Origin of the sequence: Arthrobacter alpinus (assembly GCF_001294625.1) — a bacterium.
Taxonomy (GTDB): Bacteria; Actinomycetota; Actinomycetes; order Actinomycetales; family Micrococcaceae; genus Specibacter; species Specibacter alpinus_A.
Genome location: NZ_CP012677.1, coordinates 57,256 through 71,292, shown reverse-complemented (window position 1 = coordinate 71,292; position 14,037 = coordinate 57,256). Strand labels below are relative to the sequence as shown.

Sequence of the window (14,037 nt, the reverse complement as noted above, 5' to 3'; positions counted from 1 at the left end):
AACCATGCGAACGAATCCGATGATCAAACCTCAGACTTCATCCGGCTGGGCTGTCACACTCATTGTGTTTAGTTGCGTTTGCCTCGCCATTGCCATTCGCTTATTCTTGGGCCAGCCGTCCGCCTCGGCAGCAGGCTTGGCCTTCACGGCTGCCGCCATCGTCCTGGCCGGAGTCGCAACAGCCATTTGGTTCGTAAAGACCCGCCGAACGAGGGCATGGATCACCCACGCCCTCCAACAATGGGAACACTTCGCCACCGTCAAGAGCCAGCTCCGAGTCACCACCGAAGTCACCGTTCTGGACATCCACGCGTTGGACCCAACTGGTACATGGGTGACGATCCGGTGGGACAAATTCGGATACGTCCAGCGGGCATGGATGGAAGCCATACCTGATGAGATTTGGCGTGGTTCAGTGCTCCTGATCTCGCCTGATCCTGCTCAAATCCAGGTACACGGCCCTTGGCCAAATGTCTACTACCTACTGGCGGCTGACTACCACGCCTACGCATCTGAAGAAGCACTTCCCTACTTCAGGGATCCAAAGTATCAATCTCTCGACCGGGCCAATACCTCCAAGGCCTGACAACGGGCATTCAAACATGATGCTGCAGACCATCAACCATCCGACGCCACTTGAGTCAGCATGATCTTGTTAACTTGCGCCCGCCCTATTTCATTTCGAATCCCACTCCGACGCAAACGTCAGATATGGGTGTCGACAATTGTTGTCCCTTGCCTTGGGCCACAGACCAGTAATCCGCTCGACAGGACCCTTCACTTGGACTCGAAATCGGCAGATTGGAGATAGCTTATCCGCCAACTATATAAAGGGGCGCATGCAGGCGATCAATTCTTGATTCTTCGAATTTGCCATTGAAAATGGCTGGATCATGAAGCTAAATTCATTCTTGGCTGCTAGACCCATTGCATAGTGATCAGCAGACTAGCGCTCACCCGGCTCGCGTGAGAGATCTGACCCAAGCGCATTTACAACCTTCTTGGTGGCCCAAAGAGTTCGTCCAAGTCGGACGAGCGCCAGAGTGCAAGTGGTCGCAACAAGCCACGCCAGGGTCGGAGCGATACTGCTGCCAACGGTGACAAGCAGGGCGATCAGGGCCGTGCCTGTCGAGACGGCATGAGCTCTGATACCTGCGATATAGACGTTATAAAGTGTCGGAAGCTGCCCAGAAATTTTCAAAATTTTAAATTGGGGAGACTGCGAAAATCCCAGAACAATCGTTAATGCTGCAAGAACGAAGCCCAACAGTGTGCCTTGAAGGGTAACCACAGCGCCATAGACGATAGCTGGGTCATCGGCTAGGAATGGCGCAAGGATCGGCTCAATAAGACGATCCGCCCAGACACCTAGAATAGTGCCTGCAAAGAGGGCAACAATTTCGGGCCAGAACCTGTCGAAGCGGGCCATGATGCTAGGGACTACTTGTATTTACGCCAGAAATCCCTGCCGCAACTAGTAGCTCGGATTTGAGTGCCGCATAAGCGCTGTCGATGGCCGCAAATGCCGATATTGAATCGACCGCACGGCTGTTGGGTCCGACGGTCACAACCTTCTGACTACTGACCAATTTGTCTTCCAGAAGATTGATTGTCTCCACCTTGTCAGTAAGCGGATTCACGGCCTTCACTTTGAATGTGGTGACGTTTTGCGCAATGTTGTTCGCACGCGATAGCTTGCGAACAACATTGAGTGTTTTCGTTCCGAGGGACGATCGCTTATGTGGCTCAGGGTGCAAGGTCAGGCCCAGAATTTGGGCATTTGAGACCTTTTCCAATGCGTCGAACGCCTGGCCAAGGGACTTGCCGGCTTTCTTCACCTGCGCTATGTAGGACGGACGGATGTGCAGATCGAGTACTCTTATCTCGCCGACGCGATCAAGCTGATCCTGTGCATCTTTACGGAGCAAGGACTCCATAGTGAACTCCTGCGCAGTGGGGACTACATGCTTCAAATACAGTGGCAACCTAGATGCTCGAGGGCCGTAAAAATTGAATTCAATCCCCAAAAGATTGTCAGGATACACGCGAACATGGATTGGTTCATGCAGACCAGCACCAGCACCCAAGTTCAGATCAGCGAGTGTTCCGTTCAGCTCAGATTGAGGCAAGCTGGAACGCCTAACAGCAGCAAGAACGAATCGATCATAATCCTGGCCAGTAGTCCAGAGACCAATGTCGTCACCATCACGCTGGGGCCAATATCGCTTCGAATTTGCTTTAAACGGTACTGCTTCAACGGCCTGGAGAGCGGGCTTTAGATCGAGAGGAATTGCGACCCCGCTTGCATCAGCTCCGGTGTCCGCCCGATAGAAATAAATACGTCGCTCGATGTTCCGCCGTGCCCCAGATCTTGTCATAATGCCATCATGTCATTGGTCAGTGACATCGAGTTCATTGCGACTTCTTGTCGGTACATTTTTCAAGCATTCAAAAACGACTACTCTCAACTGCCCCGTGATCACAGCGGCAATTATCGAGGACATTGCCGCTACGCCAGGGGTCGATGTCCCGAGACTCTATCGCTACCTGGCTAAATAAGTACCGGGAATCTCTGCAAACTGCCCAGGCGGAACCACTAGCCTACAAGTACCGGGTCAGGGCTATTAAGTGCCACTACGGCACGTAGTTCTTCGACAGTCAGCCAGCGCTTTCCACGGTGGATCATTCGATGACAGTTCGCGCAAAGCATCACTAGGTCGCTGAGCTTGGTCTGGACTTCTCCTGAGACATGTAGCGGCAGAACATGGTGAACCTCAATGTATTCGAATCCCCTCTCGCCGTAAATCGATCCAAAGGCGAAAGAGCATACATTACAGACTATAGGTAACCCCTTCTTTCGGCTTTCCTCAATCTTCTTCGCACGTAGCCGTGGACTGCGTTCACGCCTGAAGTGTCGGGCAGCCAACAAGCGTCCCTCGCTGGCAGAGCCTTCCGCCTCATCAATATCCTCGTCGGGCAGCATGACCGATTCTCCACGAAGGATACTCGCGGTAATTTCTTCAGCGATCATCTGCATACGCAACGGCTCTTCCAGGAACTCGGTAAGAACTTCGCGGTCAAGTCGATTCCCGTTTGTGGGCTTACCAAGATAATCGGGATGCTGGGTAGCAATATCTGCCGTCTTACGAGCGACGCCTGCAGGATTCCGGAATTTATTGCTGCGATGTTCAACTGGGTGAAGACCGCTCAGATTGAGAATCCTGGAGAGTTCCCCAACGGCAGCAACAGAATCACTCATGCTCTTCCATCCGTTACCTTGCACAAGATGGCAAGCAAGAATAATTTCATCCCGTGTCCAATTAATTCGCATGTTTCGAAGTCTAGGCCCATCGCGTTACCGTCGGATGCAATCGACCCCAATAAGCGGCACGGAGGGTTTAAGGGGTTGGAAATACCCGGTCGCTCGTAGATTGCGGTTCCGGCCGGAAGGCTGAGCCTTTGGATGTCCGAGAGGCAACCTTTTCGACAATGCGATTAATGACGCGCTGTGGATCTTTCCACTTCATAGCTAGCCGGTCGTGGTCCATCCCATGTTCAGCAACGATGTCCCGCAATTGCTCTAGGTCAAGGCTTGAGAGGTGCTCTCGAAGACCCTCCTCGTCAAGGTTGCCATAAATCGCGAAGGGGTCAATGATTCCGGGCGTCCGACGGCCTGTTCTCCTGGCTTTCGGAGTCGTTGTCGAACCGGTAGAAAGAGAAGACTGGAGAGAGTTGGCAAAGCGCGGCGTTCTCACTGCTTCATTGGCAATAGCGGTCATCAAGCCCGACAACGTGTCCGCAAGCTCGGGCCGACTCTCCCCAAGGGTTAGTAGAGCATCCAGTGCAGATTGTGCGCTTTTGATAGTTCGTTCCTCCGTCATGCGATTGCCTCCGCAGCGTAAATGACCTCCGCAGCTAAATCGCGGAAAGCCTCATACCCGCCCTGATACGCGTACTTCTGCCTTAGCGTGGACGTGGACGAGTACTCAGTCGAGGCAGCTATGGCGTTTCCTTCAGGGATGACTGTCTTGAACACCTGAGGTAGCTTTTTGTCTTCTTTCAAACGAGCGATCGTCGTACGATGCAAGGTTGAGCTTGAACGATATTTGGTGACGACGATGCCCAGCTCACTGATAGTTTGTCCCAAATTATCTGCGAAGGCCTGGACTCGGGTCTGAATCTGCGGGATTCCGTAGGTTGATAGAACATCCGGGATAGTCGGAATTATGTAGCTCTCGGAGATACGGATTCCGTTGAGGGTAACGATACCCAAGTTGGGCGGGCAGTCAACGATGACGTAGTCATAGTTGTTAAGGATTGGCTGTACCGCGCGACGCAAGAGGTCGGTCGGGTTGTTGGAAAAGAACTGGCCCGACGGCATTGACGCCAAACGATCCTGGACATCGATCAAGTCAAGGGAGGATGGAAGCAAATCTACATTTTCAACCTCTCCGACCGAACTCACGTTCCGCTGCAACGTGGCATTTAGGTCGAACTCTGCTGGCTGACCTTGGGGGCGCAAGGCATCTTTGAAGAGAGTCGCGAGAGTGTGACCGTCGTTGTTGAGCTCGCGCCAGCGGTCTTCTCCAATTAGGACTGTAGTGGCATTTGTTTGGGGATCGAGATCGATAACAAGAACCTTCTTATTGAACTCAACTGCTAGTAGCTCAGCCAAACCGACAGTAGTAGTCGTCTTACCCACGCCACCCTTTAGGTTGATGGTAGAAATCACATGCGCCATGGTTTTATTCCGCTTTCGTAGGTATCGAGTAATGGTGTCTCGGCGGAAAACAGGTCCGCTCCGTAGATCAGCTATGGCAACGGGAAAACGAGGATCACGAACTCGCCAATTAGAGACCACAGTCTTGCGCACTCGTGCCATTTCGGCGACTTCTGCGAGTCCTACTAAATCTTCGCTCGGCATTCCACTCCTGTTAACGACGTTCACATCTATTTAATCAAGTGTGAACGCTATCCACGCATCTTGTCAAGTGTGGCCTACGACCATATGGCCGCTCGCTACCCGCACCGATGGCTGAACGCGCAATTGCCGGCGGACGGCGGAACCTTTCCCCCTAAATAACCTAGCCGCCTCAGACGCGAAGCCGCCGCTGGCGCCCTCGTAATCGGAAGCTACGAAGCCGAACGCCGTTCAAATATGGCCCGTCAACGCCGAATTCCACGGGGAAAAGACAGGTGCATTCCCGCCGCAGCGGGCGCGTTCGGTCGGCGAGCAGTCACTTATGTCTAGGGATATTTGGTGCCTCACTTTTCGAGCAGCCGTCACGACAGCAACGCAGTATTTTGCGTTGTGGTATTTCAGTTGGTCCTCAGCTAGCGATTCCCGGAACTATGTGTCGAATCGCGTAAGCTGAATCAATGTACCCGGCGCTAGTTACGAGACACTCCAAAGCAATCCTTGAAAAGGATGGCCGACTACGCCCGTATTGCGATGCGCCACCAGTCCACCACCAGTAACCTGTGGATCAATGCGGCGGCCAAGGCTGCCGGCGCGTAGGTTGCCTGACTGCTGTCAGGCGAATCGTCACTGACCATTTCGGAATCACATTTGCAGACCGCTGGAGCTGGCTCCTCCCACCGACGGAGATGTGGCGGGCATCGTCGGGACCCAACCCGAACCATTCGTAACCGATGACTCGGGTTGGACATGTTCTGGGCTTCCCATGTTTATCGTACGGGCAGGTTTGGGTGTCCGTTCGTAGGAGGTTGTTCCGAACCTGAGGTCGGGTCCGACGACTTCGGCAACGATGCGTCGGGCTTCGTGCTGGGCACCGTCCTTCTCGTAGGACCTGAATTCGAGATCACCGGTCACGGTGACGGGGTCTCCCTTCCTGATGGAACGTGCGACATTCTCGGCAAGTGCCTTGAAGGCGGAGACGTTGTGGAAGACGGGGATGCCGTCGCGCCAGGTGCCGTCGGCTGCCTGGAAACGCTGGTTGACGGCTACGCGCAGCTTTGCGTGCGCGATGCCGGACTCCCCGTAGGTGAGTTCCGGGTCGGTGACGAGGTTGCCATTGATGCTGACTGGGATTCTGGTACCCATTTTCATTCCCTACCTTTCTTGGTCCCGGCCGGTGTGCCCGGTTGGGAGGCTTATCTGATTTATGACGCGTCGATCTTCGACACAATATTGATTGCTTGGTGGGCTGCCACTGGACCGGTGAAGTCCTTTCGGTCGTTGGCGACGGCCACATCGGCCGTGGCGGGCTTGCCACCTAGGTTGTGAGGCTGCGTGATTTCTAGGATGGAGCGACAAGCGGACGTGACACGGGCCAGAGTTGACCGGGCAATCTCTAGCCTGCTGGCTGGCTCTTTCGCTGTCCCTGAACCGGGCAGACTGAGTTCTTCGACGGCCAATACTTGGTCAGCCCATCCTGCGAGGTAGCTGCCTGATTGGGTGCTGCGATCGATGCCGTGGGCGCGTAACACCGTGTAAGCGACAGATTCGGCTTCCACTTCAGCCAAGCCGCGATGGTCCAGACCGCTTCCGTAGAGTTTCCCGAGTTTGTCGTCGGGTCCGTGGAGGCAGACGTGGCCGAGTTCATGGGCGAGCACGGCGACGCGTTGCTCTTTGCCCAGCCAGGCGCCAACCTGGACCTTGCAGCCGGCGAAGTCTGTGTATCCGCTCGAGAGGCCGTATTGGCTCATAGATTGCTCAACAATGAATCCTTGGTTCCGTGCGAATTTCACCAACGATGACCACAACCCCGTAGGCGAGGATCCAACGCCCACCAAGGGACGCGGAATATAGATGGGTTGACCCTCAGTTTGGGACACGTCGAACACTGATTGGGCGCGCCATCCAACAATCTTGCGGCGATCTGTTTCTTTGGCGTTGCCGGCGGGCTGTTCCGTAAGGGAAGGCGTTGGCTTGGTGTCGGCAGCCACGTTCGCCTCCGTGTTTTTGGTTGCTGTCCGTGGTGCGAGGACCCACAGGGCGTGCTCGCCTTTGAGCACGTTGCGGCCGTGGCGTTCCCATTCACGGAAGCCTGCAACGAGCTGGGGTTGCTGTTGTCCGCGTTCTTCCATTTGTGCCATGAGCAGGGCGATGTTGCCGCCGGAGTACCGCCACAGGGTCGCCGAGGTATCGAGGAGCATGTGCCAGCGTCCGGGTGTCGAAATGGCGTTCTCCATAAGGGTTTGCAGTTGCTGAGTCAGCCCGACCAGCCGATCCTCGTTACTCGGACGTGGGCCGGCCGGGTGCTGGCCCACGTCCTCCTTGCTGTCCGGGTATTCGTTTGTTGCAGGGGCCACGGCGGCCGCCTCCCTTACTTCTAAGAGTTTTCTCCGTGTTTGCGGTGATACTTATCCATGGCGCGAACTGCCCTCAACGACATGACCAGCTTTCGTTGAATTGTCAGTCGCCTTTTGGTGTGGTTCGGCGCTCCACGCCAGGAACTCCGGGTCATCGGTGGGCAGCAGCCGGGGGCTGGTCTCGCGGTGGGTTTGGAGTCCCACGCAGCCGATGGTTCTGGTTTCCTGCCTCAGGCGTTCGATGGCCGGGGGTAGCCGTTCGTGGAACCCGAGCGGGCCGAAGCCAGTATCTGTTGGAGTGTAGGAGGCAAGTTCAGCTTTTTGCAGGGCGTACAGTTCGGCGACGAGCTCGGGGTGCCGCCACCAGCAGTCAGGGACGACCGAGGTCGTGAGCCGGTAGGTTGTCACGAACCATGAGACCCACCCGCTCAACGCTGTCCACGCTTTGGGTGCGCTCACACGGTCAAGGTCCCGCCATCGATAGGTGGGATCCACCAGACTGCCGCGAGGCCCTTCAAGAGGCTCGCCCGCGGTGAGGTCGCCGAAGAGCTTGTCTGCGGCTTCGTCGTCGTCAAATAGGTTCATCACGGATCTCCTGTTCCAGGTCTTGTTGGTGGATGTGGCCTTGGGCGAGGGCGTCCTCGGCTTCGATCTTGGAGCGGCCCAGTGCGGCTGCGTCGGGGCGTTGGTGCCAGCCGCGCAGGTCCAGCAGGATGGGTCGGGTGCGCCGGCCCAGCATCAGGGCAGTCCCGGCGGGCAGGCGCCGGATTTCGTGCAAGGCAATGACGGGCAGGTCCCGGATCTGTTCGCCTTCCTGCCTGCCTTGGGATGACCACGAGTGGGTCCTGTAGGTATGGCGCCGCTCCCCCAACAAGGACGCTAGGTCGCGCAAGTCCCGCTCGTCCGAACCACCACCGAAAATGACCTTGATGATGGCCGATTCCCAAATGGTGGAGGCTTCCTCGATGGACCAGCCTGAGCGTGCCTGGGACAGGGATTGGAGCACGACCATGGTGGAGATCCCGATGCCGCCGCCATCGGAGAGCACGATCGGCAGCCCGGGCCAGGGCGAGAGGTTTGCGATTTCATCCAGGATCAGGGACAGGGGCGGATCCAGCCTGCCGCCCGGGGCTGTGAAGGCCATGTCCCTGGCCGCGGCGTCGATGTCATCAATGAGCGCTGAGAGGTATGGTCCCGCCGCTGCTGCCCCGGACTTGGTGCCGATCAGGTACAGGGTCCCGCGGTCACGGATGAAGGCCTTGGGATCAAATTCGTCCTCCCGGTTCGCCGGGTCAAGGGCTGCGAGGACTCTGGGTGAGGATAGGGGTGCGACGGCGGCGGAGACGCCGATCCATGAGTTTGAGGTGTTTCGGGGGTCGTCTTCGAGGATGCCCATCAGGTCTGAATGCCAACCCAGGGCTGCCCGTGGCCCGTGCAGGATGTCCAGGGCCTCGGTGGCCAGTGTGGGGTTTGATGACCAGCGCCGGAAGGCCTGGATGCCCTCCCCCGAGAGAGCCGCTGCGTGGAGCAGGCATTGCAGTACGATTTGTGCCCGCTTCTGCCATGCGGCGTTTTCGCCGCTCATTTTCGAATCCGCTGAAATGACCAGGGCCCGCCGGACGGCCACGTCCGGGTCCTCACAGCCACGCACCGGGGACCACCGTAGCGTGGACGTCAGTCCTGACATGCCTTGTGGGTCAAAGACCGTTACGGGGCGCCCTTCGGTGGCCCTGGCTTTCATGGTGACGGCAAGGTTGTCGGCACGGGTGGAGGTGGTCACCACCGCTCCTGGTGCATCCAAGATGGCATTGATGACGACAAAGAGTCCTTTCCCGGAGCGTGGGGCTCCTTGGATGACCATGGATTCCTCGGTCGAGACGTGAACCTTTGTGCCACGCGATGTACCAAGGGTCCAGGACACGTCAGATAGGTGTGGGTGTTTGAGTCCGGGGCGGGTGATCCTGCCTCGTTTGAGGGCGGCCCGCCTGCCGAACTCACGCACCAATTCGGCGCGCTGGGCCATGCCGTCCCGGCCGAGGATGTCTTGCCGTAGCCATGCCCCGGATTGGCGCCAGCTGCGCCACATCAGCCATGCCGCAACCACCGCCACCAGCAGCAGGACCAGCACCGGGCCGAGCAGGGCCCAGACGGCGCCGACGCCCACCTCACAACCCTGCGGCGGCTGTCCAATGGCGGAAAAGTTTCCGGTAAAAAGTCCGACGGCGGCCACCGGACTCGCTGGGCCGTTCAACCCCTGCCCACACTTCCACTGCGAAGCCATGTTCGCGGCGGCCGCGGTGAGGGCGCTGAATCCGACATACCCTGCTGCGCACAGCAGGCCGACAGTGATGAGGGGTGTGGAGTCTGCGTGCACGATGCTCATGGCAGCATCCTGTGATCGGTGCTGAAGACCTTGAGTTCGTCGCTGGTGACCTGGTTGGCGACGACGAAGGAACGGTTGCCGACCTTCCACAGCCCGACGCCCTTTGGTAGTTCCTCCACCTGGCCGCATTCGGCCTCGGTGAGTCCGAGCGCCTCTTTAGTCAGGCGCATGGAGTCGTGCTTTTGGCGAAAAATGATTCGTGTGTCCGCCTCGGTGAGCAGGCCCAGAGCTTTTTGGCGGTGGCCGCTGGCGCTGTCGCCAATCTCATTCAGATCTGCGACCTTGTGCATGATCAACAGGTTCGCGATGCCGTAGGTGCGGGCCAGGCGCCATTGTTCGCTCATTTTGACCAGCATGTAGGGGTCGGCCAGCATGCGCCAGCCCTCGTCGTAGACCACGATGCGTTTGCCGCCATCAGGGTTGGTGATGGCCGCTTCCAACCAGGTGGCCCCGCAGGCGGCAGCCAGAGACAGTGCTTGTTCCGAGGCGCCGATCAGGGCCGAGGTGTCCATGACCATCATGGGCGCATCGGCGTCAAAGGAGACCGTGGAGGGTGCATCAAACATGCCCTCCAGGTCCCCGGACACGGTGCGCCTCAGGGAATGGGCGACCGCCCGGCCACCATCAGGGCCCACCAATTGCCGGGTCTCCTTCGAGGGGTTGAGCAGGTATCCCAGCACCATGGGTAGTGTGGGTGTCTCGTTGGCGGCTACCGCCTCGGTCAGCGCCATGTCTAGGGCGGTGTGTTCGACCGGATGCATCGGAACGCCCTGTCTCATGAGGGATACGAGGGCGACCAGCAGTTGCCGGCGTCGTTGCCGGACCACGGCCTGCCATTGTGCGTTCGAGAGATCCCGGGAGCGCGGACCTGCGTCCAGGGGGTTGACCCGGGTAGACCGGCCAGGGCCCACGGATATGACCTTGCCGCCCACAGCGTTCGCCACGGGGACCCATTCGCCTTTGGGATCGGAGGCGACGGCGGCTTTGCGGCCCAGCGTGATGGATCGGGCTACGAGGGACTTCGCGCACATGGATTTGCCGGTGCCCACGGTGCCAATGATCACGATGGAGGGGCCGCTGATGACGCCCTTCTCGTACAGGACCCAGGGATCGTAGGTAAAGGCGCCGGAGCCGAAAACATCGCTGCCGATGTAGGTGCCTTCGTGGCCGAGCCCGGATTCGGTGATGAAGGGATACGCTGCGGCGAAGGTCATTGTGGAGGCACGGTGAGGGGCCGGGTGCAGCCGGTGCGGGCCTTTAAGCGAATGCGAACCGTATGGCTGCGGGTTCGTGGTGGCGGGTCCTTCCTCGTCGCCGGCCAACAGTCCCATCTTCTTCCAGAAGGGTTCCTGTCCGCCGGCGACGACTTGGCCCTGCAGCCCTCGGCGTTCTCGCCTAGCGCTGCGGGACTCTTGGCTTGGAATGAAGGCGACAGCCTGCTGGGTGGTTTTCATTTCAGTCCCCCTCCCAAGGGCAGTCCCCCGGCGATGAAGGCCGGCCATTGCTCTCCCACGAGCAGCCGCAGATCGACAAAGGCGCTGGCGGCCGCTGATTCGAGTTCCTGTCGGTGGCTGGAGAGTTCTTCCAGAGAGTTCCCGGTGATGGTGATGTACGCGGCGGGGCGGACGTCACCGTGGCCGGCGACGATCTCTTCCTCGCGCTGTTGGACTTCTTCTTCCTCAGCCCGTTGTTCGCGTGTGCTGGGACGGTCAAACTTTGCGTTGATCCGCCGCCTGGTCTCATGTGCTTCCTGGGCCGAGCGGATGTCCTTGAGTGCCTGGTCGGTGGGGATGGCCTTGATGACCTGGGTGACGGTGTGCCGGAAGCCGCCGACGTAGACCAGCGGGTGCAGGAATCCTGGGAAGACTTTTTGGCGGGGCCATTCCGCGATCCAGAAGGTTTGATGGAAGCCGCTGTCGGTGCGAATGTAGGACCAGTGTTCTTCCAAAGCCATAGGGCCGCCTTGGCTCGGGTCCACGCCCTTAAAGTCCCCGGTCCGTTGGGCGATACGCATGACCGATTCAGGGTCAAACGCTCCTCGCAGGACCGCGGCGAAGCTCCTATCTCCCAGCCATTCCTCCACGATCACCCCGTGGGTTTTGAGCCCGGTGCGCAGGGCATGGATTTCTGAGCGCAGGGTGTGCTCCAGTCCGATGGCTCCGCCGCCGGCGTCATGGATCCGGCGTCGGGCCTTGGCGGTGTTCAACACCAGTGTCAGGAGAATGTCGTGGCTCGATGCCGTCCCTGCCGCGGCGATAAGGTCCTTGTAGGAGCTGTCGCCCCAGCCGGTGGCGGGGGTTTCTCCGCCACGGGAGGTCACTTGCTGGTCGTAATAGTCTTGGAGGGCCGTGGCTGGAAACTGGACCGTGTGGTCCTGGACGGCAATCCTGGCTACGACGGGCCGCTTGGCCAGGGAGGCCTGTACCCGGGACCAGCCCTGGACGGCGTAAGCCTTGTCGTCATCATCCAGCAGGGCAAAAGCGCCGGCCCTACAGCGCAGGACTACGAAGGCCTCGTGGGACTGGGTATCCACAATGAAGCATTCACCCATGACAGTGCGGTGGATGGCCAAGGACGCGAGCCCGCCGGGAAGAACCAAGGTACCGACTGGGACAGGGTCCTCGGTAGGCAGGAAGTAGGAAGTCTGCCCGGTCAGCTTCCGCAGCAGAAACCGGGTCCCAGCCAGCGCCCAGAGTGGATATGGGGTTCTCGCATATTGCAGGACGCCAAAGAGTAGCAGGAAGATCCAGGCCGGGCTGGATCCAAGGAAGCCAGCTGGCCCGCCGATGGCCGAGGACACTCCTGCAATGAGGACACCGCCCCCGGCGAGGCCAAGTTGGTACCACTGCAACCCCACGATGACGCCGCGGCGTTCATGCCTCGGAAAACTCACCGGTTGCAGGGCGTTGCTGTCCTCACTCATGATGTCCTCCAGTGTGGGGCGGTCTGATGGGTGGGTTGTCGGTCCGGAATATCGGTGGCTGCGGCTTTGGCCCAGATGATGGGTTAGGGCGTGGGGCGCCAGGACTCGATGGGCTTACTCCTGGTCGCGGCACGCTGGGGCTGGCCTGCTGTGGTGATGCCGGCGCGTTCTTCCCTGCCGAGGCAGGGTTCCCCGTCGGCGGTGACTGAGGCGCGCGGGGCTGTCCAGAATACTGGGGTCGACCCGAGGCCGGGGTTGCCGATGCCGGGTCTGGACCCGACGCAGTAGGAGCCTCCGCGGTAGGAGGCCGTGCGGCCGGAGCCTGACGGGTAGGATCCTGCGGCGCAGGAGACTCGGGTTTCGCCGCCGCCCACGGGCGTTGTTGAATCTTGGGCTTCTCTGGCGAGGATGCCGCACCGGAATCAGCAGAATCCTTCACGTGAGCCGTCTCTGGTTTCTCGCTCGACTGCACCACTTTCGGGCTTTTCATGCTTCCGGAGGTGAGCATGTGGTGGCCACGGAGCTGCTGCCCCAGCTGACGTCCGGCAAAGTTGGCCCCCGTATGGGCGATATGGCCTCCACCTGCTGTTTGGGCTGCTGCCGCCAGTTCCCCGCCAGCGAATCCGACTAGTTTCAGAGCCATCAGCGGTGCTGCGCAGGCGAGGGTCATGCCCACAGCGCCGGCCGCCATCCCAGCAAAGGAGGTGGAATTGGCGTATAGCTTGACGGCCACGGCCAGAACAGTCGCTGCCAGTGGTTTCGCGAGCAGCAGGGCAACGACGATCTCACACCACCGCCCAGCCCAAGACTTGGTCTTCTCCCATGGCATCAGCATCAGGGCCACCGGGGCAACCGCTGCCAGCACGATCAGGGCGAAGGAACGGAAGATCATCGAACACATCAGGATGAACGCCAACACCCAGACAATGAGGGTTGCCAAGACGGTGATGACGATGGTGCCGGTGATTTGGTCCCCTGTCGAGGCTTGCCCACCGATCGGGCTGACAATCCATGCCTGACCGGACCCGGTTGGCCCTCGTTGGAAGCCAAAGAGTCGCATGAAGACCACGTACGGGTCTGGACCCATGGTGTTCAATAGGGCCGTTGAGGCGCTGTCGCTGACATGGGTCAGGGCCTGCATGAGATACACGGCCCCGCCGACGACGGGCACGGCAACAAAACCGCCGATCAGTGCCCGCCAGATCCGGCGTGGTTGTTGTGAGATGAGGCCCGCGACCAGTTGCAGGATCATGACGGCAACCAACGGTGTCATCATGACAACGACCCACCAGCTCGTCAGCCCTTGGACCGCCGTCCATTGGGAGTCATCAACATCGGAGACACCGAACGCCCCGGAAATGAAGGACCATAACCAAGAGGCGATGCTCTCCAAAATGCCGGCAAAGAATCCGCTAATACTTGATGTGACGGTGTCCTTGACTGCGGACACAACCCC

At 59.1% G+C, this 14,037-nt stretch carries 12 protein-coding genes; 1 reads left to right on the top strand and 11 read right to left on the bottom strand.

The annotated features are described in order from the left end of the window. Window positions 1-4 precede the first annotated feature (4 nt). Window positions 5-586: a hypothetical protein gene (locus tag AOC05_RS00280; RefSeq protein WP_157374851.1), complete on the top strand. Its 582-nt coding sequence runs from the start codon at window positions 5-7 to the stop codon at window positions 584-586. Between the two features lie 360 nt (window positions 587-946). On the opposite strand, the gene AOC05_RS00275 is transcribed toward AOC05_RS00280, so the two are convergent. The 11 genes from AOC05_RS00275 to AOC05_RS00220 all read right to left on the bottom strand — a co-directional run bounded on the left by AOC05_RS00275 (window position 947) and on the right by AOC05_RS00220 (window position 14,031). Continuing rightward, complete coding sequence (locus AOC05_RS00275; protein WP_062004651.1) at window positions 947-1,429, bottom strand: hypothetical protein; 483 nt, start codon at window positions 1,427-1,429, stop codon at window positions 947-949. Between the two features lie 4 nt (window positions 1,430-1,433). Further along, window positions 1,434-2,378: a hypothetical protein gene (locus AOC05_RS19165; RefSeq protein WP_157374849.1), complete on the bottom strand. Its 945-nt coding sequence runs from the start codon at window positions 2,376-2,378 to the stop codon at window positions 1,434-1,436. Between the two features lie 218 nt (window positions 2,379-2,596). Then, window positions 2,597-3,259 (bottom strand): HNH endonuclease, encoded by a 663-nt coding sequence (locus tag AOC05_RS18585; protein ID WP_197277859.1) that lies wholly within the window; start codon window positions 3,257-3,259, stop codon window positions 2,597-2,599. Between the two features lie 618 nt (window positions 3,260-3,877). Continuing rightward, complete coding sequence (locus AOC05_RS00255) at window positions 3,878-4,741, bottom strand: ParA family protein (protein ID WP_062004643.1); 864 nt, start codon at window positions 4,739-4,741, stop codon at window positions 3,878-3,880. 822 nt (window positions 4,742-5,563) lie between these two features. Beyond that, window positions 5,564-6,064 carry a single-stranded DNA-binding protein gene (locus AOC05_RS00250; protein ID WP_062004641.1) on the bottom strand — a complete coding sequence of 167 codons (501 nt, stop codon included), beginning with the start codon at window positions 6,062-6,064 and terminating at the stop codon, window positions 5,564-5,566. 59 nt (window positions 6,065-6,123) lie between these two features. After that, window positions 6,124-7,275 (bottom strand): ArdC-like ssDNA-binding domain-containing protein, encoded by a 1,152-nt coding sequence (locus AOC05_RS00245; protein ID WP_062004639.1) that lies wholly within the window; start codon window positions 7,273-7,275, stop codon window positions 6,124-6,126. 51 nt (window positions 7,276-7,326) lie between these two features. Further along, window positions 7,327-7,860 carry a hypothetical protein gene (locus AOC05_RS00240; protein WP_062004637.1) on the bottom strand — a complete coding sequence of 178 codons (534 nt, stop codon included), beginning with the start codon at window positions 7,858-7,860 and terminating at the stop codon, window positions 7,327-7,329. Beyond that, complete coding sequence (locus AOC05_RS00235) at window positions 7,847-9,658, bottom strand: type IV secretory system conjugative DNA transfer family protein (protein WP_062004635.1); 1,812 nt, start codon at window positions 9,656-9,658, stop codon at window positions 7,847-7,849. The genes AOC05_RS00240 and AOC05_RS00235 overlap by 14 nt, the downstream gene beginning before the upstream one ends. Next, the gene (locus AOC05_RS19650; RefSeq protein WP_062004633.1) at window positions 9,655-11,112 is read right to left on the bottom strand and encodes a hypothetical protein; all 1,458 of its coding nucleotides are present in this window, start codon (window positions 11,110-11,112) and stop codon (window positions 9,655-9,657) included. Before AOC05_RS19650 ends, AOC05_RS00235 begins: the two co-directional genes overlap by 4 nt. Next, on the bottom strand, window positions 11,109-12,581 hold the full coding sequence (locus AOC05_RS00225) for an SCO6880 family protein (protein ID WP_062004631.1): 1,473 nt from the start codon (window positions 12,579-12,581) through the stop codon (window positions 11,109-11,111). The genes AOC05_RS19650 and AOC05_RS00225 overlap by 4 nt, the downstream gene beginning before the upstream one ends. After that, complete coding sequence (locus tag AOC05_RS00220) at window positions 12,574-14,031, bottom strand: type IV secretion system protein (RefSeq protein WP_062004629.1); 1,458 nt, start codon at window positions 14,029-14,031, stop codon at window positions 12,574-12,576. Before AOC05_RS00220 ends, AOC05_RS00225 begins: the two co-directional genes overlap by 8 nt. Between the last annotated feature and the right edge of the window lie 6 nt (window positions 14,032-14,037).

Coding starts and splice junctions, on each gene's coding strand:
- AOC05_RS00280 (WP_157374851.1), top strand. CDS start 5: ATGCGAACGAATCCGATGATCAAACCTCAGACTTCATCCGGCTGGGCT.
- AOC05_RS00275 (WP_062004651.1), bottom strand. CDS start 1,429: ATGGCCCGCTTCGACAGGTTCTGGCCCGAAATTGTTGCCCTCTTTGCA.
- AOC05_RS19165 (WP_157374849.1), bottom strand. CDS start 2,378: ATGACAAGATCTGGGGCACGGCGGAACATCGAGCGACGTATTTATTTC.
- AOC05_RS18585 (WP_197277859.1), bottom strand. CDS start 3,259: ATGAGTGATTCTGTTGCTGCCGTTGGGGAACTCTCCAGGATTCTCAAT.
- AOC05_RS00255 (WP_062004643.1), bottom strand. CDS start 4,741: ATGGCGCATGTGATTTCTACCATCAACCTAAAGGGTGGCGTGGGTAAG.
- AOC05_RS00250 (WP_062004641.1), bottom strand. CDS start 6,064: ATGGGTACCAGAATCCCAGTCAGCATCAATGGCAACCTCGTCACCGAC.
- AOC05_RS00240 (WP_062004637.1), bottom strand. CDS start 7,860: ATGAACCTATTTGACGACGACGAAGCCGCAGACAAGCTCTTCGGCGAC.
- AOC05_RS00235 (WP_062004635.1), bottom strand. CDS start 9,658: ATGAGCATCGTGCACGCAGACTCCACACCCCTCATCACTGTCGGCCTG.
- AOC05_RS19650 (WP_062004633.1), bottom strand. CDS start 11,112: ATGAAAACCACCCAGCAGGCTGTCGCCTTCATTCCAAGCCAAGAGTCC.
- AOC05_RS00225 (WP_062004631.1), bottom strand. CDS start 12,581: ATGAGTGAGGACAGCAACGCCCTGCAACCGGTGAGTTTTCCGAGGCAT.